General features: G+C 69.7%; 17 protein-coding genes. 9 read left to right on the top strand and 8 right to left on the bottom strand.

Annotation, left to right across the window (positions count from 1 at the left end; genetic code table 11):
- Positions 1–11 precede the first annotated feature (11 nt).
- The 8 genes from atpB to K5L01_RS11560 all read left to right on the top strand — a co-directional run bounded on the left by atpB (position 12) and on the right by K5L01_RS11560 (position 6,828).
- Positions 12–809: a F0F1 ATP synthase subunit A gene (gene atpB, locus K5L01_RS11595; RefSeq protein WP_250064666.1), complete on the top strand. Its 798-nt coding sequence runs from the start codon at positions 12–14 to the stop codon at positions 807–809.
- 73 nt (positions 810–882) lie between these two features.
- Positions 883–1,185 (top strand): F0F1 ATP synthase subunit C, encoded by a 303-nt coding sequence (atpE, locus tag K5L01_RS11590; RefSeq protein ID WP_250064665.1) that lies wholly within the window; start codon positions 883–885, stop codon positions 1,183–1,185.
- A gap of 113 nt (positions 1,186–1,298) precedes the next feature.
- Positions 1,299–1,769 carry a F0F1 ATP synthase subunit B gene (locus K5L01_RS11585; RefSeq protein WP_250064664.1) on the top strand — a complete coding sequence of 157 codons (471 nt, stop codon included), beginning with the start codon at positions 1,299–1,301 and terminating at the stop codon, positions 1,767–1,769.
- A gap of 3 nt (positions 1,770–1,772) precedes the next feature.
- Positions 1,773–2,300 (top strand): F0F1 ATP synthase subunit delta, encoded by a 528-nt coding sequence (locus K5L01_RS11580; protein WP_250064663.1) that lies wholly within the window; start codon positions 1,773–1,775, stop codon positions 2,298–2,300.
- A 44-nt stretch (positions 2,301–2,344) separates the two neighbouring features.
- A complete protein-coding gene (atpA, locus tag K5L01_RS11575) occupies positions 2,345–3,907 on the top strand; it encodes a F0F1 ATP synthase subunit alpha (RefSeq protein ID WP_250064662.1) in 1,563 nt (520 codons plus the stop codon).
- Between the two features lie 107 nt (positions 3,908–4,014).
- Positions 4,015–4,878: a F0F1 ATP synthase subunit gamma gene (gene atpG, locus K5L01_RS11570; RefSeq protein WP_250064661.1), complete on the top strand. Its 864-nt coding sequence runs from the start codon at positions 4,015–4,017 to the stop codon at positions 4,876–4,878.
- A gap of 37 nt (positions 4,879–4,915) precedes the next feature.
- Positions 4,916–6,322: a F0F1 ATP synthase subunit beta gene (atpD, locus tag K5L01_RS11565; RefSeq protein ID WP_250064660.1), complete on the top strand. Its 1,407-nt coding sequence runs from the start codon at positions 4,916–4,918 to the stop codon at positions 6,320–6,322.
- Between the two features lie 83 nt (positions 6,323–6,405).
- Entirely contained in the window at positions 6,406–6,828 is a 423-nt protein-coding gene (locus K5L01_RS11560) for a F0F1 ATP synthase subunit epsilon (protein WP_250064659.1), read from the top strand.
- Positions 6,829–6,918: 90 nt separating this feature from the next.
- On the opposite strand, the gene K5L01_RS11555 is transcribed toward K5L01_RS11560, so the two are convergent.
- From K5L01_RS11555 to K5L01_RS11545, 3 genes are read right to left on the bottom strand one after another with little or no spacing between them, the layout of a single operon-like run.
- Entirely contained in the window at positions 6,919–7,917 is a 999-nt protein-coding gene (locus K5L01_RS11555) for a glycosyltransferase family 2 protein (protein WP_250064658.1), read from the bottom strand.
- Positions 7,918–7,920: 3 nt separating this feature from the next.
- Complete coding sequence (locus K5L01_RS11550) at positions 7,921–8,298, bottom strand: GtrA family protein (RefSeq protein ID WP_250064657.1); 378 nt, start codon at positions 8,296–8,298, stop codon at positions 7,921–7,923.
- A complete protein-coding gene (locus K5L01_RS11545; RefSeq protein ID WP_250064656.1) occupies positions 8,295–10,268 on the bottom strand; it encodes a hypothetical protein in 1,974 nt (657 codons plus the stop codon). Before K5L01_RS11545 ends, K5L01_RS11550 begins: the two co-directional genes overlap by 4 nt.
- Positions 10,269–10,368: 100 nt before the next feature.
- On the opposite strand from K5L01_RS11545, the gene glmU reads away from it, so the two are divergent.
- A complete protein-coding gene (gene glmU / locus K5L01_RS11540) occupies positions 10,369–11,736 on the top strand; it encodes a bifunctional UDP-N-acetylglucosamine diphosphorylase/glucosamine-1-phosphate N-acetyltransferase GlmU (RefSeq protein ID WP_250064655.1) in 1,368 nt (455 codons plus the stop codon).
- A 12-nt stretch (positions 11,737–11,748) separates the two neighbouring features.
- On the opposite strand, the gene K5L01_RS11535 is transcribed toward glmU, so the two are convergent.
- The 5 genes from K5L01_RS11535 to K5L01_RS11515 form a co-directional block, all read right to left on the bottom strand.
- On the bottom strand, positions 11,749–13,095 hold the full coding sequence (locus K5L01_RS11535; protein ID WP_250064654.1) for a sensor histidine kinase: 1,347 nt from the start codon (positions 13,093–13,095) through the stop codon (positions 11,749–11,751).
- 133 nt (positions 13,096–13,228) lie between these two features.
- Positions 13,229–14,569 (bottom strand): sigma-54-dependent transcriptional regulator, encoded by a 1,341-nt coding sequence (locus K5L01_RS11530; RefSeq protein ID WP_250064653.1) that lies wholly within the window; start codon positions 14,567–14,569, stop codon positions 13,229–13,231.
- 37 nt (positions 14,570–14,606) lie between these two features.
- Positions 14,607–15,821, bottom strand: coding sequence for an ABC transporter permease (locus tag K5L01_RS11525; protein WP_250064652.1), 1,215 nt, complete (start codon positions 15,819–15,821; stop codon positions 14,607–14,609).
- A 10-nt stretch (positions 15,822–15,831) separates the two neighbouring features.
- Positions 15,832–17,160: an ABC transporter permease gene (locus tag K5L01_RS11520; RefSeq protein ID WP_250064651.1), complete on the bottom strand. Its 1,329-nt coding sequence runs from the start codon at positions 17,158–17,160 to the stop codon at positions 15,832–15,834.
- Positions 17,157–17,639, bottom strand: coding sequence for a nuclear transport factor 2 family protein (locus tag K5L01_RS11515; protein ID WP_250064650.1), 483 nt, complete (start codon positions 17,637–17,639; stop codon positions 17,157–17,159). Before K5L01_RS11515 ends, K5L01_RS11520 begins: the two co-directional genes overlap by 4 nt.
- Between the last annotated feature and the right edge of the window lies 1 nt (position 17,640).

The following is a 17,640-nucleotide window of genomic DNA, read 5'->3' as shown; positions in this document are numbered from 1 at the left end:
GTTCAGGACACATGGCGGGCGAGGCTCTAACCCCTACCACCTACATCCAGCATCACCTGCAGAATCTGACCGCGCAGGTCGGTGAGGGCGGGCCGTTCTGGACCCTCCACGTCGATACCGTGATCACCGCGGTGCTGATGGGGCTGGTGATGGTGTTCGCATTCTGGATGGCCACCCGCAAGGCCACCGCGGGCGTGCCGGGCAAGTGGCAGGCCTTCATCGAGATCTGCCTGGAGTTCGTCGACCGCCAGGCCAAGGACACCTACCACGGCAAGAGCAAGCTGATCACGCCGATCGCGATCACCATCTTCTTCTGGATCCTCTTGATGAACCTGCTCAAGATGATTCCGGCCGACTTCATCGCCAAGCCGCTGGAATGGGCGGGCGTGCACTACTGGAAGCCGGTGCCGACCGCCGACGTCAATGCCACCCTGGGCATGTCGATCAGCGTGTTCTTCCTGATGCTCTTCTTCGCGCTCAAGTCCAAGGGACTCCTCGGGTTCATCAAGGAATTCCTGACGGCGCCGTTCGGCAAGTGGATGATGCCGTTCAACCTGATCCTCAACATCGTCGAGTGGCTGAGCAAGCCCATTTCGCTGGCGATGCGACTGTTCGGCAACATGTTCGGCGGCGAGATCGTCTTCCTGCTGATCTGGGTGCTGGGCGGCGCCGGTCTGTTCGGTGCCGTCGCGGGCGGCGTGTTCGGCCTCGGCTGGATGCTGTTCCACCTGCTGGTGATTCCGCTGCAGGCCTTCATCTTCATGATGCTGTCGATCGTGTATCTGAGCCTGTCGGAAGACAGTCACTGAGTTACAAGCTTCATCCGGTTTCAACCTTCATCCCTTTCATCACCCTTAGCTACTCAAGTTCTCGGAGAAAACCATGCACTTCGCCGTCCTGACCAATCTCGCCCAGGTCCAGAGCTCCACCGCCCTTGCCGTCGGCATCATGATCGGCCTGGCCGCGCTCGGCGCCGGTCTGGGTCTGGCCATCATGGCCGGTAAGTTCCTGGAGTCGGCCGCGCGCCAGCCGGAGCTGATCCCGGTGCTGCAGGTCCGCATGTTCATCACCGCCGGCCTGATCGACGCCGCGTTCATCATCTCGGTCGCCGTCGGCCTGCTGCTGGCCTTCGCCAACCCGCTGGCCGCCGCCCTGCTGACCGAAGCCGCCAAGCTGGCGGGCTGATCCGGCTGAAGTGACGGGCCGGTCGCCCTGCGTGGCCACCGGCTTCGGATGAAGGTCCGGCCACGCCGCCACGGCGGCGTGGCCACCCCCGACACCCGCGATCGAGCGAACCCATGAATATCAATCTCACCCTCCTTGCACAGGCCCTGGCCTTTGCTGCGCTGATCTGGATCATCGCGACCCTGATCTGGCCGCCGCTGCTGAAGGCCATCGAAGAGCGCCAGCAGAAGATCGCCGAAGGCCTGGCCGCTGCCGACCGCAGCCAGAAGGACCTGGCGCAGGCCGAAGTGAAGGTCAACGAGGCGTTGAAGGACGCCCGCGGCAAGGCCAACGAGATCATCGACCAGGCCCACGCCCGCGCCAACCAGATCGTCGAGGCCGCCAAGAACGAGGCCATCGCCGAGGCCAACCGGCAGAAGGAGCTGGCCCAGGCCGAAATCGCCGCCGCCGCCAACCGTGCCCGCGAGGATCTGCGCAAGCAGGTGTCCGCGCTGGCGGTGACCGGTGCGGAAAAGCTGCTCAAGCGCGAGATCGACGCCAACGCCCACAAGGCGCTGCTCGACGAACTGGCCGCGGAGATCTGATCGATGAGCCAGGCCCTCACGCTTGCCCGCCCCTACGCCCGTGCCGCGTTCGCGATCGCGCGCGAGGAAGGCACGTTCGCGCCGTGGTCGGAGGCGCTCGCGTTCTCCGCCCGCGTGGCTGCCGATCCGCGCGTGTCGGCCCTGCTGTCCAACCCGCAGCTGGGCCGCGGCGACGCCGTCGCCCTGCTGGCGCCGGACGCGGCGGGCGACACCTACGGGCGTTTCCTGGGCCTGCTGGCCGAGTCGCAGCGGTTGCCGCAGCTGCCGGAGGTCTCGGCGCTGTTCGACCAGCTGCGCGCGGAGGCCGAAAACGTGGTCAAGGCCACGGTGACCTCGGCGGCCGAGCTGTCGGCCGGGGAGCTGGAAACGATCAAGGCCGCGCTGCGCAGGCGCTTCGGCCGCGACGTCGAGCTGTCGACCGCGGTGGACGCTTCGCTGATCGGCGGCGCCGTGATCGATGCCGGCGACGTGGTCATCGACGGTTCGCTCAAGGGCAAGCTGTCGCGCCTGCAGACCACGCTCGCACACTGAATTCTCATTACCGTCCGGCCACAAGCCGGCACTAGGACCTGACGATGGCTACCACGCTCAACCCCTCCGAAATCAGCGAACTGATCAAGCACCGCATCGAGAAGGTCGCGCTGTCCGCGGAATCGCGCAACGAAGGCACCGTGACCTCGGTCTCCGACGGCATCGTGCGCATCTTCGGCCTGGCCGACGTGATGCAGGGCGAAATGATCGAGCTGCCCGCTTCCGACAGTGGCGCGTCCACCTATGCGCTGGCGCTGAACCTCGAGCGCGACTCGGTCGGCGCCGTGGTCCTGGGCGACTACGAGCACCTGCGCGAGGGTGACGTGGCCAAGACCACCGGGCGCATCCTGGAAGTGCCGGTGGGCCCGGAGATGCTCGGCCGCGTGGTGAACGCGCTGGGCGAGCCGATCGACGGCAAGGGCCCGCTGGGCACCGCGCTGAGCGCGCCTGTGGAGCGCGTCGCTCCGGGCGTGATCTGGCGCAAGTCGGTCGACCAGCCGGTGCAGACCGGCTACAAGTCGGTCGACGCGATGATCCCGATCGGCCGCGGCCAGCGCGAGCTGATCATCGGCGACCGCCAGACCGGCAAGACCGCGATGGCCATCGACGCGGTGATCAACCAGAAGGGCACCGGCATCAAGTGCGTGTACGTCGCGATCGGCCAGAAGGCCTCGACCGTGGCCAACATCGTGCGCAAGCTGGAAGAGAACGGCGCGCTGGCCCACACCGTGGTCGTGGCCGCCACCGCGTCCGAGTCGGCCGCGATGCAGTACATCAGCGCCTATTCCGGCTGCACCATGGGCGAGTACTTCATGGACCGCGGCGAAGACGCCCTGATCGTGTACGACGACCTGTCCAAGCAGGCCGTCGCCTACCGCCAGATCTCGCTGCTGCTCAAGCGCCCGCCGGGCCGCGAAGCCTATCCGGGCGACGTGTTCTACCTGCACTCCCGCCTGCTCGAGCGCGCCGCCCGCGTGTCCGAGGAGTACGTCGAGAAGTTCACCGAAGGCAAGGTCACCGGCAAGACCGGTTCGCTGACCGCACTGCCGATCATCGAGACCCAGGCCGGCGACGTGTCCGCGTTCGTGCCGACCAACGTGATCTCGATCACCGACGGCCAGATCTTCCTGGAGACCGACCTGTTCAACGCCGGCATCCGCCCGGCCGTGAACGCCGGCATCTCGGTGTCGCGCGTGGGTGGTTCGGCGCAGACCAAGATCATCAAGAAGCTGTCCGGCGGCATCCGCATCTCGCTGGCCCAGTACCGCGAGCTGGCGGCGTTCGCGCAGTTCGCCTCTGACCTGGACGAAGCCACCCGCAAGCAGCTCGAGCGCGGCCAGCGCGTCACCGAGCTGATGAAGCAGAAGCAGTACGCGCCGATGTCCATCGCCGACCAGGCGCTGTCGATCTACGCCGTCAACGAGGGCTACCTGGACGACGTGCCGGTCGGCAAGCTGCTGGCGTTCGAGGAGGGCCTGCACGCCCACTTCGCCAACACCGCAGGCGAGCTGACCGCGAAGATCAACGCCACCGGCGCCTGGAACGACGAGATCGAAGCCGCCTTCAAGAAGGGCATCTCCGAGTTCAAGACCACCGGCAGCTGGTAATACCGGTCCTGTAGTGCGGAGCCCGGCTCCGCACGACTGAAGACGGCGGAGCGCGGCTCCGCTCCACGGCAAACGCGGGGCCCCGCCTCGCGCCACGGGAATCAGAGATGGCAAGCGGTCGCGAAATCAAAACCAAGATCAAGAGCGTGCAGAACACCCGCAAGGTGACGCGCGCCCTGGAGATGGTCTCGGCCTCCAAGATCCGCAAGGCGCAGGAGCGGATGAAGACCTCGCGTCCCTACGCGCAGGCGATGAAGCAGGTGATCGGCCACCTGGCCCAGGCCAGCACCGATTTCCAGCACCCGTTCCTGGTCGAGCGCGACAGCGTCAAGCGCGTCGGCTACATCGTGATCTCCTCCGATCGCGGGCTGGCCGGCGGCCTGAACAACAACCTGTTCCGGCGGGCCCTGACCGAGATGCGCGGCTGGCAGGACAAGGGCGCCGAGATCGACATGGTGACCGTCGGCCAGAAGGCCAGCGTGTTCTTCCGCCGGGTCAACGTGAACATGCTCGGCAGCGTCACCCACATCGGCGACCAGCCGAAGCTGGAGACGCTGATCGGCGTGATCAAGGTCATGCTCGACGCCTTCACCGAGGGCAAGCTGGACCGCGTGTACCTGGTCTACAACCGCTTCATCAACACGATGACGCAGAAGGCCTCCTTCGACCAGCTGCTGCCGCTGCCGGCGAGCGAGACCCAGGTTGCCTCGCACGATTGGGACTACCTGTACGAACCCGATGCCGCGACCGTGCTCGAGCACGTGATCACGCGCTACATCGAGTCGCTGGTGTACCAGGCCGTGCTGGAGAACGTCGCCTCCGAGCATGCTGCGCGCATGGTGGCGATGAAGGCGGCGAGCGACAACGCGAACAAGCTGATCGGAACCCTGCAGCTGGTCTACAACAAGGCCCGCCAGGCAGCGATCACCCAGGAAATCTCCGAGATCGTCGGCGGCGCGGCAGCGGTCTGACGCGCACAGTCAAAGCACACATTTAGAGGATGCAGCAATGAGTCAGGGCAAGATCGTTCAGATCATCGGCGCGGTCGTCGACGTCGAATTCCCGCGCAGCGACGTGCCGAAGGTGTACGACGCGTTGAAGGTGGACAACACCGAGATCACGCTGGAAGTCCAGCAGCAGCTGGGTGACGGCATCGTCCGCGCCATCGCGCTGGGCTCGACCGACGGCCTCAAGCGCGGCCTGGTCGCCAACAACACCGGCCGCGCCATCTCGGTGCCGGTCGGCGCCGGCACCCTGGGCCGCATCATGGACGTGCTGGGCCGTCCGATCGACGAGGCCGGCCCGGTCGATGCGTCGGACAGCTGGGAAATCCACCGCGCCGCCCCGTCGTACGAGGACCAGTCCTCCTCGACCGAGCTGCTGGAGACCGGCATCAAGGTGATCGACCTGATGTGCCCGTTCGCCAAGGGCGGCAAGGTCGGCCTGTTCGGCGGCGCCGGCGTCGGCAAGACCGTCAACATGATGGAGCTGATCAACAACATCGCCAAGGCGCACAGCGGCCTGTCCGTGTTCGCCGGCGTGGGCGAGCGTACCCGCGAGGGCAACGACTTCTACCACGAGATGAAGGACTCCAACGTCCTGGACAAGGTGGCGATGGTCTACGGCCAGATGAACGAGCCGCCGGGCAACCGCCTGCGCGTCGCCCTGACCGGCCTGACCATGGCCGAGTACTTCCGCGACGAGAAGGACGAGAACGGCAAGGGCAAGGACGTGCTGCTGTTCGTCGACAACATCTACCGCTACACCCTGGCCGGCACCGAAGTGTCGGCGCTGCTGGGCCGCATGCCGTCGGCGGTGGGCTACCAGCCGACCCTGGCCGAGGAAATGGGCGTCCTGCAGGAACGCATCACCTCGACCAAGACCGGTTCGATCACCTCGATCCAGGCCGTGTACGTGCCCGCGGACGACCTGACCGACCCGTCGCCGGCCACCACCTTCGCGCACCTGGACTCGACCGTGACCCTGTCGCGCTCGATCGCCTCGCTGGGTATCTATCCGGCGGTGGACCCGCTGGACTCGACCTCGCGCCAGATGGACCCGCAGGTCATCGGCAGCGAGCACTACGAGACCGCCCAGCGCGTCCAGCAGACCCTGCAGAAGTACAAGGAGCTGAAGGACATCATCGCCATCCTCGGCATGGATGAACTGTCCGAGGAAGACAAGCAGGCGGTGTCGCGCGCGCGCAAGATCGAGCGCTTCTTCAGCCAGCCGTTCCACGTGGCCGAAGTGTTCACCGGCTCGCCGGGCAAGTACGTGCCGCTGAAGGACACCATCCGCGGCTTCAAGGCCATCGTCGATGGCGAGTACGACCACCTGCCGGAGCAGGCGTTCTACATGGTCGGCGGCATCGAGGAAGCGGTCGAGAAGGCCAAGAAGATGGCTGAGAAGGCCTAATTCCCGCACACGGCGGAGCCCGCTCCGCCGCTGCGGCATCCTGCGGTGGGCGCAGGCCCACCCAACCAGGCGAAGAGAGTTCCATGAGCACCATCCGTTGCGACATCGTCAGTGCCGAGCAGCAGATCTTCAGCGGCGACGCGACCCTGGTCGTGGCCACCGGTGAACTGGGCGAGCTGGGCATCGCGCCCAAGCACGCGCCGCTGATCACCCGCCTGAAGCCGGGCAAGGTCGTTGTCACCACCGCTGCCGGCGAGCACCTGGATTTCGCCATTTCCGGCGGCATCCTGGAAGTGCAGCCGCAGGTCGTGACCGTGCTGGCCGATACCGCCATCCGCGCCACCGACATCGATGAAGCGGCGGTGCGCAAGGCCAAGGAAGAAGCCGAGCGGGTGCTGGCCAACCGTGGCGAGGCCATGGAGCTGGCCGAGGCGCAGCAGCGCCTGGCCGAGGTCACCGCGCAGCTGCAGGCGCTGGAGCGCCTGCGCCGCAACCTCAAGCACTGAGGCCGCGACAGCGGACGCATGCACAAGCGCCGGCCCCGTGCCGGCGTTCTTGTTTCTGGGCGATGCCCGGCTGCGGCCCGCGCGCCGTACTCAGTGCCGGCCGTCCTGCCGCTGGGAGGACTGGCGGTTCCCCAGCAGGGTGTGCACCGGCGTGCGCGGCTCGGCGGCGACATCGAAGTTCAGCCAGGACAGCAGCATCTGTACGCCGATGATGATCGGCAATGCCGCGAGCATGACGGTGCCGGCGGTGGCGGGCACGCCGCTGTCGCTGGAGCCGATCCAGTGGCGCAGGCCGAAGGCGGTGCCGCCCAGCAGCAGTACCAGGCCCAGGCCGAGTTCGACGCTGGCGACCGAGAACCCGCGCAACAGGTAGCTGTAGCCGATCCGGCGCACGGTGTTGCGCAGGTGGCCGCGCAGGAACGGGCCGATCACCCGCAGCGGGCGCAGGCTGCTGGGCTCGTCGCCGTAGCGGGCCTGCATCGGCACGTCCACCACCACCGCGCGCAGCTGGTTGAGATGGTAGAGAAGGTCGGATTCGAAGAAGTAGCGGCGGGCGATGCGCTCCAGCTCCATCTCGGCGAGCAGTTCACGGCGGATGGCGGTGAAGCCGTTGGTCGGGTCGGCGATCTGCCAATAGCCGCTGGAGAGCTTGGTCAGGAACGACAGCAGGGCATTGCCGACCAGCCGCACCGGCGGCATGCCGCGCACGAACGCGAGCCGGTGGAAGCGGTTGCCCTTGGCGTAGTCGGCCTGCCCGGCCAGCAGTGGACCGGCGATCTGCCGGACCAGGCGCGGGTCCATCTGCCCGTCGCCGTCGAGCTTGACCACCACGTCGGCGCCGCCGTGCATGGCCAGGCGGTAGCCGGTCAGGGTCGCGCCGCCGACCCCCTGGTTGTGCTCATGGCGGACCACGCTCACCCGCGGATCCTGGCAGTGCTCGCTGACCCAGGCACCGCTGCCCTCCGGGCAGGCGTCGTCGACGACATGGATCCAGCCCACTTCGGGGCCGATCCCGGCGATGACCTGCAGGATCTGCTCGCGTACCCGGAAGCAGGGGATGACGATGGCGATGCGGCTGTCGGTGGTCATGGTTCAGCGATAGATCCAGTGGCGTGAGACGAAGAAGCTGACGACGGCCAGCGCGGCCTCGATCACGGCCTTCGCCAGCCAGGCCGCCTCCAGCCCGGCACTGTGCCCGACCTGGCCGACCGCGACGGTACTGACCACGGTGAGCACTGTCCAGGCGATGGCGAAGCGTTGCAGCTGCGTCCGCCCCAGGCGCCGGGCGGCCGGGAAGGTGACGGTTCCATTCAACCAGAAGCCGAGCAGGGCGCCACCGATGCGGCCACAGATGTTGGCCACCTCCAGCGGCGCCCCGGCGTGGCTCAGGGCGACCGTCAACAGCCAGTCGAGCACCCATTGCAGGCCGCCCATCAGCAGGAACAGGGCGCCCTGCCGGGTCAGGGTCATGGTGCCCGGTCCACCGGCAGGGACCACCACTCGGCCTCCTGCACCGTGCTGCGGTGCTCGGCCCGTGCCCGCTTGAGGGCGGCGCGCTGCGCGGGCGTGACGCTGTCGCCGCGCAGCAGCACGTCGCTGATGCCCTCCTTGCGCATCAGGGCCAGCCAGGCCCGTCCGCTGGGATCCTTGGCAGCACGGGCCGCGGCCAGCGAGAGCGGCCGCGAGTACCAGCTGATGGTGCGCCCGCGCGTGCCGAACTCGGCGAAGAACGACTGCTCGGTCTCCAGCACCAGCACGTTGCCGTGCGGGCCGCCGGCGTCGCGGATGGCGCGCGCCAGGCTGCGCTCGGGCGCGAAGCGCTCGAACAGCGGGGCGTCGCGTCCGCCGGCCTTCACGGTCTGCTTGATCGCGCCATAGCGCAACATCCAGTGCGCGCTGGACTGGAAGCACAGGTGCAGCACGCACACGCCGATGGCGATCCAGGTGGCCTGGCGCAGGTTGGCATGGAACATCGCCGTGACCAGCACCGCGCTCAGCACCACCAGACCGGGATAGGCGTAGCGCAGGTACTGCAGCGGCAGCAGCGGCAGCACCAGCACCAGCGTGGCGGCGATGGCGGCAACCCGCGTGGTGCGGTGGCACAGCGCCAGCAGCCAGGGGCCGAACAGTGCGACCAGCACGAAGCTGCCGCCGCCGGCATAGGCTTCGACGTAGCGATCGGTATGGAAGCTCATCCGCCACAGCAGCGACGGGCCGAAGCCGCTGTGCCAGCGGTCGTCGAAGAAGTGGGTGGGGGCGTAATACGGCGACTGGAACCAGCCGTTGAACAGCGGCAGCACCGGGTTGCCGGCCAGTATCTGCCCGTGCGCGTAGCTGGAGCCGGCGACCAGCAGGCCCAGCAGCAGCACCAGCGCAATGCGCGGCAGCGATGGCCATGGATGACGGCACAATGCCCATGCCAGCGGCACCACGGCCATCACCGCGGCAGAGGTCTTGATGGCCGCCAGCCCCCCGCAGAGGACGGCCACGGTCAACCAGAAGCGCAGGCTGCCGTCACGGGGACCGGCGACCACGGCGAACAGCCAGGCCAGGACAGTGGCGATCGGCAGCTCGGTCTGCATGCCGCCGGCCAGGGCGGTGGTCAGTGGCTGGCTCAACGCGACGGCGGCGGCCAGCCAGCGGCCCGCGGCCGGTGCGCCCAGGCGGGCGGCCAGCTGCCAGAGTCCGCCGGCCAGCAGCAGCAGCCACAGTGCATTGACCGGCCCGCGAGCCTCCTGGTGGGCCATCAACTGGGCGATGGCCTGCACCACGTCCGAGGCCCAGGGCGCGAATGCCCACACCTGCTGCTCCGGCGCCGGGCTGTAGAAACCCTGCTGCTGCAGCTGCCACGGCAGGCGCAGGTGATAGGCCAGGTCGTCGTACTGCAGGGTGGGCAGCCAGCAGCTCGCCGCGGCAAGACCGATGACGATCACGCACAGCGTGGCCAACCGCGGCGCGGCGTTGACCGCCTGCCGCCATTGGCTGCCCGCCGCGTGCAGCGTGGTGGCCAGGGCCTTGTAGCGGAGAGCCACCAGGGCGATGGCGGCCAGCAGGTACAGCCAGCCGAAGTGGATGGGCAGCATCAGCAGCCAGCCCAGTCCGCCGGCGGTCACCAGCAGCCCCAGTACCGTCTGCAGCCCGGCCGGACCACGGGGCAGCAGCAGTCCGCCGATGGCGAGCGTGGCCAGGGCGAACACCGCGGTGGCGAGCACCGGCACCGGCCCGGCGAGCACGCACAGCAGCAGTACCCATAGTGCGGCCGCCCAGCTCGCCTGCGTGCCGCGCCAGAACCGGGCGGGCAGCCAGGACAGGCCGGTCGCCAACAGCCCCAGCACGAGCAGTTCCTGGGCACGCTCGAGTGGCCGGGCCTCCCAGAGCTGCGGGGTGGCCAGGCCGATGAGCAGGGCCAGCGGGCCGAGCCAGAGCAGGGCGCGTTCCATACGTCGAGCAGTCGTTTCCATACGGTTCTCAGGAGCCAGACACGAGTTCGCCTATGCTATCAGCCGCCCAGCGCTCTCCGTCGTTCCCAGGTACCCGCCGATGTCCCAGCCGCTCCACGTGATCATCCTCGCCGCCGGTGCCGGCACCCGCATGCGCTCGGCGTTGCCCAAGGTCCTGCAGCCGATCGCCGGACGGCCGATGCTGGCCCATGCGATCGACGCCGCGCGTGCGCTGCAGCCGGACGCCATCCATGTCGTCCACGGCCACGGCGGCGAAGCGGTGCGTGCCGCGTTCGCCGGGCAGGCCGACCTGGTCTGGGCCGAGCAGGCCCGGCAGCTGGGCACCGGCCATGCGGTGCAGCAGGCCATGCCCGGCGTGCCGGACACCGCACAGGTGCTGGTGCTGTACGGCGACGTGCCGCTGATCCGTGCCGACACCCTCAGGGCCCTGCTGGCGGGCGCGCCGCGCTTGGCGGTGCTGGTGGCCGACGTGGACGACCCGAGCGGCTACGGCCGCATCGTGCGCGACGCCGAGGGCAAGGTCGCGGCCATCGTCGAACAGAAGGATGCCGATGCCGAGCAGCTGCGCATCCGCACCATCAACACCGGCATCCTCACCGCCGAATCCACCGCGCTGCGGCGCTGGCTGGGCGCGCTGTCCAACGCCAATGCCCAGGGCGAGTACTACCTGACCGATGTCTTCGCGTCGGCCGCGGCGGAGTACACCCCGGCCGCGCTGGTGCACGTGGACGATCCCCAGGAAGCGGAGGGCGCCAACGATCCGTGGCAGCTGGCGCAGCTGGAGCGCGCCTGGCAACTGCGTGCGGCGCGGGCGCTGTGCGGGCAGGGTGTGCGCCTGCTGGACCCGGCGCGGCTGGACCAGCGCGGCACGGTGGTGGCCGGGCGCGACGTGCAGATCGATGCCAACGTGGTGCTGGAGGGCGAGGTCGAGCTGGGCGACGGCGTCCGCATCGGTCCGTTCGTGCGGCTGAAGGATGTCCGCCTCGGCGCCGGCACCGTGGTGCTGGCGCACTGCGACCTGGAGGGCGTGGTCAGCGAGGGGGCCGCCCGGATCGGTCCGTTCGCGCGGCTGCGTCCCGGCACGCTGCTGGCCGATGGCAGCCATGTCGGCAATTTCGTCGAGACCAAGCAGGTCACCCTGGGCAAGGGCAGCAAGGCCAACCACCTCACCTACCTGGGCGATGCGGTGATCGGCAGCGGCGTCAACATCGGCGCCGGCACCATCACCTGCAACTACGACGGCGTGAACAAGTCGCGCACCACCATCGGCGACGACGTGTTCGTCGGCTCCAACAGCGCGCTGGTGGCGCCGGTCACCCTGGGCGACGGGGCCACCATCGCCGCCGGTTCGGTGATCACCCGCGATGCGCCGGCGCAGCGCCTGAGCGTCGCGCGCAGCCGCCAGCAGACCGTGGACGGCTGGCGCCGGCCGACGAAGAAGCGCTGAGGCGGGCGGCCGTCAGGGACCGGCTGGCAGCAGCAGGGTGACGCACAGCCCGCCATCGTTGCGGTTCTGCAGGGAAATGCGGCCGTCGTGGGCCTCGATGATCTCGCGGGTCAACGCCAGGCCGAGGCCGGTGCCGTTGCGCTTGGTCGAATAGAACGGCATCAGCGCGTTGTGCAGCACCGCCTCGTTCATGCCGCCGCCGCGGTCCAGCACCTCGATGCGCAGCCACTGCGCCAGGCGCGCCAGCCGCACCTCCACCGCATCGTTGCCGGCGCCATTGTCGAGGCTGGCCTCGTGGGCGTTCTTGAGCAGGTTGAGCAGCGCCTGGGAGAACTGCGCCGGGTCGATGCGGCTGCACAGGTCGTCGGCCGGCGGCGCCATGCGGAACGGGATTTGCTGCTGCAGCCCGGCCAGGTACGGCCCCCAGGCGATCGTCTGCAGCTGCGGCTGCGGCAGCTTGGCGAAGCGGGCGTAGCCGCGGATGAAGCCTTCCAGGTGGCGCGCACGTTCTTCGATCGTGCCGAACACGTCCTGCAGCCGTTCGCCGCGGCCGCGCCGCAGCAGTTCGGCGCCGGAATGCGCCAGCGAGGCGATCGGCGCCAACGAGTTGTTGAGCTCGTGGCTGATCACCCGGATGACCTTCTTCCAGGTCTGCACTTCCTGACGGCGCAGCTCCGCGGTGAGCAGGCGCAGCAGCAGCAGGTCGTGCAGGCGGCCATTGAGGTGGAAGCCGCGCCGCGACAGGTGGTAGACCTGCTCGTCGTCCTCGTCGCCGTTCTCGGCGCGCACCGCGAACAGGCTGTCGCCGCCGCGGGCGATGGCGTTGCGCAGCTCCACCGGCAGGTTCTCGAGCAGGTCGGGCATGCGCTTGCCCTCCAGCTTCCAGCCGCCGTGCAGCAGCTTGCGAGCGGCGATGTTGGAGAACACCACCCGCGACACGCCGTCGCCGCCATCGGCCAGCAGCAGCATCGCCACCGGGGTGTTCTGCACCATGGAGTCCAGCAGCAGCTCGCGCTGCACCAGGGTCTGGCGCTGCTCGCGCAGCACGTCGCCCAGTTCGGCGTGGGCCTTCACCAGCTGCGCAAGCTCGTCGTCGCCGCGCCAGTGCACGCCGAAGTTGTATTCGCCGTCGCGGTAGCTGCTGGTGATGCCGGCGAGGCTGCGCAGCAGCGAGCGGATCGGCGCGGTGGCGCGGCGCAGGGTCCACCACATCAGCGCCAGCAGCAGCACCGTGGACACCGCCGTGACCGCCCAGCCCCGGTCGATCCAGTAGGCCAGCAGCCAGGGCATGGCCGCGGCCAGCCCCAGCACCGGCAGCAGGCGCAGGAACAGGCGGAAGGTGAACGAGCGGGTTCTCATGGCCCGGCTCCTGCCGGGGCCCGGCCCTTCCACCGCCCGCGGCCGTACGCCGGTGCGACGCCGGGCAGGGCCGCAGCCACCGCGTGGTGCGGCGGTGGGCGGGGCGGGGCGCCGCGGGCCGGGATGCGGGCGTTCATTCGCGCGGGATGCCGTGCCGGTCCATGCGCCGGTACAGCGCCTGCCGGCTCAGGCCGAGGTCGGCCGCCGCCTGGGCGATGACCCCGCCGGCGCGCTCCAGCGCGGCGACGATGCGGGCGCGGTCCGGCTCGTCCGCCGGTGCGCTGGGGCGCTGCGGTGCGCGCGGCAGGTTGAGGTCGGCCACCTCGATGCGCGGGCCCTGGGCCAGCAGGCGCGCGCGCTGGATCACGTTGCGCAGCTCGCGCACGTTGCCGGGCCAGGGATGCCGCTGCAGGGCCTGCGCGGCCGGCGGCGACAGCGGCTTGCCGTCGTCGCCGAGGAAGTGCCGGGCCAGCGGCAGGATGTCCTCGCGGCGCTCGGACAGCGCCGGCAGCGCCAGCTCCACGGTGTTGAGGCGGTAATAGAGATCCTCGCGGAAGCCGCCATCGCGGATCATCGCCGGCAGGTCGGCGTTGGTGGCGCTGACCACGCGCACCGTCACCTGGCGCTCGCGGTTGGACCCGAGCCGCTCGAAGCGGCCGGTCTCCAGCACGCGCAACAGCTTCATCTGCCCGGCCAGCGACAGGTTGCCGATCTCGTCGAGGAACAGGGTGCCGCCGTCGGCGGCCTCGAACTTGCCCTCGCGCGTCTTGTTGGCGCCGGTGTAGGCGCCGGCCTCGGCGCCGAACAGTTCCGCCTCGATCAGCTCGGCGGGGATCGCACCGCAGTTGAGGGCGATGAACGGACCGCCGCGGATGCCGGAGTTGGCCTGGATGATCTCGGCGATCTTCTCCTTGCCGGCGCCGTTGGGCCCGGTGATCAGCACCGGCAGGTCCGAGCGTGCGACCTGGCAGGCCAGGCTGATGACGCGTTCGCTGGCCGGGTCGGCGAACACCACCCCGCGCAGGTCGTAGCGCTCGTGCAGGTGCTGCCGCTGTTCCCGTTCGCGCTGGCGGCGGCGGCTCAGCTCGCGGCGGGTCTCGGCCAGCTCCAGCAGGTTGTTGACGGTGGTCAGCAGGCGGCCGTCGTCCCAGGGCTTGGCCAGGTAGTCGGCGGCCCCGGCCTTGACCAGTTCCACCGCGCTGTCCAGGTGGGTCCAGGCGGTGAGCAGGATCACCGGCAGGTCCGGCCAGCTGTCGCGGATCTGCCGGAACAGCGCCTGGCCTTCTTCGCCCGAGGTGGTGTCGGCGGTGAAGTTCATGTCCTGGATCACCAGGTCGAACTCCTGCTCGGCGAGCAGGGCCAGGCCCTGTTCCGGCGAAGAGGCGTGGCGGGTTTCCAGGTCGTGCAGCGAAAACAGCACCTCCAGCGCCGTGGCCACGGCGGCGTTGTCGTCGATGATCAGGATCTGCGGCATCGGTGGTCGTGTGCGGAAGGGAGGGGGTGCGCTGACCTTACACGCTGCGGGTCGCGCTCGCAGGTGCCAGGCGCGCCGCGCGCCGCGCCGGTGCCGCCACCGCCAGCTGGCCGAGCAGCAGCAGCGCGCCGGCCGCCAGGGGCGGGTAGTACAGCGGCAGGCGCGCCAGTTCGTAGTGGCGCATCAGCCACTGGTTGATGGCCACCGCCAGCAGCAGGCCCAGCAGCAGCCCGGCGCCGACCAGCAGCAGGTTCTCGAGAAGGAAGTGGCGCAGGATCTGGTGGCGGGTGGCGCCCAGGGCGCGGCGGATGCCGATCTGGCGGGTGCGCTGCTGGATCCAGTAGCCGCTCAGGCTGGCGATGCCGACCAGGGTGATCGCCGCGATCACCGTGTTGACGGTGGCCAGCAGCCAGACCGCGGCGCGCCGGGTCCGCAGGCCCTCGGACCGCAGCTGCTCGTAGTCGGCCACCACCGGCTTGATGCCCGGGACCAGCTGCCCGGCGAAAGTGCGCTCGAGGATGTCGGGGATCTGCGTGCGCACCGCGTCGCGGCGCTGCGGATCGGTGCGCAGCACGTAGCTGGCCAGCGGCATGCCGGTGAGCTGCCCGGGCAGCAGGACCGCGTATTCGGCCTTGCCGTCGTCCAGCTCGGACAGCTGGTAGCGCATCAGGTGCTCGACCACGCCGACCACGGTGTAGCTGCCCGCGCCGTCGCCGGGGCGCAGCATCGCCCCGATCGGATCGGCGCCGTCGAACAGTGCGCGCGCCAGGGCCTCGGTGATGATGATCGGCAGGTGCAGGTCGTCCTGCATGTCGATGTCGCGGTATTCGGTGGCAAGGAAGTCGCGGCCGCGGCTCAGGCGCAGCCCGAAGGTGTCGAGCAGGCCTTCGCCCATGTAGCCGCTGGCGACCAGGAGGGTGCCGTTGGCGGCTTTGAGCTCATAGGTCATGGTCAGCGTCTGGCGCATCGGTGCGCCGGTGACGGCACTGGCGTTGCGCACGCCGGGGATCGCGGCCAGGGCATCACGGCCGGCCCGGATCCGCTCCGGGGTCCAGGGGGCGCCGCGGCTGACCAGCTGGTCGACGATCACCAGCTGGTCGCGGGCCAGGCCGTCATCCACCAGCAGTGGCCCGGCCTGCTGGCCGAGCAGGAACAGGGTGTTGCACAGGATCGCGCAGGCCACCGCGACCTGCAGCACGATCAGGTTGGGCATCAGCGGGGCGCGGCGCAGGGCGGCGAGCAGAGGCAGCATGCGGAGTCTCCTAGAGCGTCTTGACCTGCAGCGCCGGCTCCTGCCGGGCGGCGCGCAGGGCCGGGAGCAGGCCGACCAGCAGGCCGGTGAGCAGCGCCAGCCCGAGCAGGGTGGCGAACAGCACCGGGCTGAATCGGGCCAGGGGGGCATAGTCGTCGCCCTGCTGGCGCATCAGCCACAGGCCGGCCAGGGTCAGGGGCAGCGCGATCAGGCCGCCCAGCAGGCCGGCCAGTGCGGATTCGACCAGGCAGGCGGCGATGATCGCGCGCCGCGGCGCGCCCAGCACCCGGCGCACGCCGTGCTCGCCGGCGCGGCGCAGGAAGCGCGCGGCCAGCAGCCCGGCGACGTTGACCAGGCACAGCGCCAGCAGGCCGACGGCCAGCCACAGGTTCAGGCGTACGCTGTCCGGCACCACCCGGTTGAAGCGCAGCCAGTCGGCCATCGGCCGCAGCCAGCTGTGTGCCGGGCGCTCGAAGGCACCGTCGGCATGGCGCTGCGCGGCGAATGCCTGCAGGCTGCGGGCGTAGCTTTCTCGCTGTGCGGCGTCCTTCAGCTCGGCCCAGAGCACCAGCCAGCGGCAGCCGCCGACGTTGACCTGGTCGAAGCGGAAGCCATCGAAGCCGCCGCCCTCGCACTCGCGGGTGCTGGTGACCTCCACGCCCGATTCCAGCGCCGCCAGCGCGGGTACGAAGACCTCGTCGCCATCGCCCTGCCAGCCGGCGTTGTAGCTGGGCAGGAAATGCGGCCGCGGCCGTGGCGCCCAGCGTTCGCTGATGCCGATCACGCGGAAGGCATGGCGGCCGATCCGGATCTCCGCGCCGGTCCCGTCCGCGCGTCCGAGTAGCCGTTCGCTCAGGGCGCGGCTGATCACCACCACCGGGGTGCGCGACTGCTCTTCCTCCGGGGTCCAGAAGCGGCCGTGGCGCAGCGGCACGCCGAACACCGGCAGCATCGGCCCGATGGCCAGCACCGCCGAGCCGGTGTGCGTGCTGTCGCCGTCGACCGTGGACACTGACAGCGGCGCGCTGACCAGGGCCACCTGGCGGATGTCGGCCCGGGCCTGGCGCATCGCGTTCACGTCTTCGAGCTTCCACAGCGGCAAGACCGGCTTGCCGGTGGCGTCGGCGTCGCTGCCACTCTTGTCGCCGGGGCGCCCGTCGACCCACGCCAGGTGCAGGCGGTGGCTGACCCCGGGCAGCGGGTCGACGGAGAGCACCGACAGCAGGGTCAGCATGGTCATCACCGAGGCCAATCCCAGCGCCAGGGTGAGCACGGCCAGGGCCATCGTCCGCGGATGCCGCAGGCAGCCGCGCAGGCCGGTTTCCAGTGTGTAGTTCATGGTTCCTGCGGCTCCTCTCCGGCGGCGCGGTGGCCGTAGCTCAGCGCCCGGGTGATCGACCAGTGGCCATCCTGCAGGCGCCACAGCAGGGTGAACTCGGCCAGCCCCTCGCAGCGGCCGCTGGCGGTGTCGCAGAAGCGGTGGCGACCATGGGCGAGGGCGCCGAAGTCCTTGATCGGCACGATCTGCAGGCTGCCTTCGACCAGGGTCCGGGTGTAGCGGCCGCAGGCATGCCTGCGGGTGTTCTCCAGCATCGCCTCGCGGGTCCAGGTGACGCCGCCGGTGTCGTGGTAGAACTCGACCGCCGGATCGAAGTAGCCGGCGTGCTTTTCCAGCTGCGCGGGGTCCTGGCAACGGTTGAAGCTGTCGAACACGGCGGTGTCGAGCGCGGTGAGGGTGGCGGCCAGGTCGTCGTCCGCCAGCACGGTCGCGGCGGGGGCCATCAGCAGCAGGGGCAACAGGCGCAGGGAGGGGGTCATG

This window comes from Stenotrophomonas mori (assembly GCF_023556335.1).
Classification (GTDB): domain Bacteria; phylum Pseudomonadota; class Gammaproteobacteria; order Xanthomonadales; family Xanthomonadaceae; genus Stenotrophomonas; species Stenotrophomonas mori.
The sequence above is the reverse complement of the archived record's forward strand: the minus strand, read 5'-3'. Positions and strand labels throughout refer to the sequence as shown.

Coding starts and splice junctions, on each gene's coding strand:
- atpB (WP_250064666.1), top strand. CDS start 12: ATGGCGGGCGAGGCTCTAACCCCTACCACCTACATCCAGCATCACCTG.
- atpE (WP_250064665.1), top strand. CDS start 883: ATGCACTTCGCCGTCCTGACCAATCTCGCCCAGGTCCAGAGCTCCACC.
- K5L01_RS11585 (WP_250064664.1), top strand. CDS start 1,299: ATGAATATCAATCTCACCCTCCTTGCACAGGCCCTGGCCTTTGCTGCG.
- K5L01_RS11580 (WP_250064663.1), top strand. CDS start 1,773: ATGAGCCAGGCCCTCACGCTTGCCCGCCCCTACGCCCGTGCCGCGTTC.
- atpA (WP_250064662.1), top strand. CDS start 2,345: ATGGCTACCACGCTCAACCCCTCCGAAATCAGCGAACTGATCAAGCAC.
- atpG (WP_250064661.1), top strand. CDS start 4,015: ATGGCAAGCGGTCGCGAAATCAAAACCAAGATCAAGAGCGTGCAGAAC.
- atpD (WP_250064660.1), top strand. CDS start 4,916: ATGAGTCAGGGCAAGATCGTTCAGATCATCGGCGCGGTCGTCGACGTC.
- K5L01_RS11560 (WP_250064659.1), top strand. CDS start 6,406: ATGAGCACCATCCGTTGCGACATCGTCAGTGCCGAGCAGCAGATCTTC.
- K5L01_RS11555 (WP_250064658.1), bottom strand. CDS start 7,917: ATGACCACCGACAGCCGCATCGCCATCGTCATCCCCTGCTTCCGGGTA.
- K5L01_RS11550 (WP_250064657.1), bottom strand. CDS start 8,298: ATGACCCTGACCCGGCAGGGCGCCCTGTTCCTGCTGATGGGCGGCCTG.
- K5L01_RS11545 (WP_250064656.1), bottom strand. CDS start 10,268: ATGGAACGCGCCCTGCTCTGGCTCGGCCCGCTGGCCCTGCTCATCGGC.
- glmU (WP_250064655.1), top strand. CDS start 10,369: ATGTCCCAGCCGCTCCACGTGATCATCCTCGCCGCCGGTGCCGGCACC.
- K5L01_RS11535 (WP_250064654.1), bottom strand. CDS start 13,095: ATGAGAACCCGCTCGTTCACCTTCCGCCTGTTCCTGCGCCTGCTGCCG.
- K5L01_RS11530 (WP_250064653.1), bottom strand. CDS start 14,569: ATGCCGCAGATCCTGATCATCGACGACAACGCCGCCGTGGCCACGGCG.
- K5L01_RS11525 (WP_250064652.1), bottom strand. CDS start 15,821: ATGCTGCCTCTGCTCGCCGCCCTGCGCCGCGCCCCGCTGATGCCCAAC.
- K5L01_RS11520 (WP_250064651.1), bottom strand. CDS start 17,160: ATGAACTACACACTGGAAACCGGCCTGCGCGGCTGCCTGCGGCATCCG.
- K5L01_RS11515 (WP_250064650.1), bottom strand. CDS start 17,639: ATGACCCCCTCCCTGCGCCTGTTGCCCCTGCTGCTGATGGCCCCCGCC.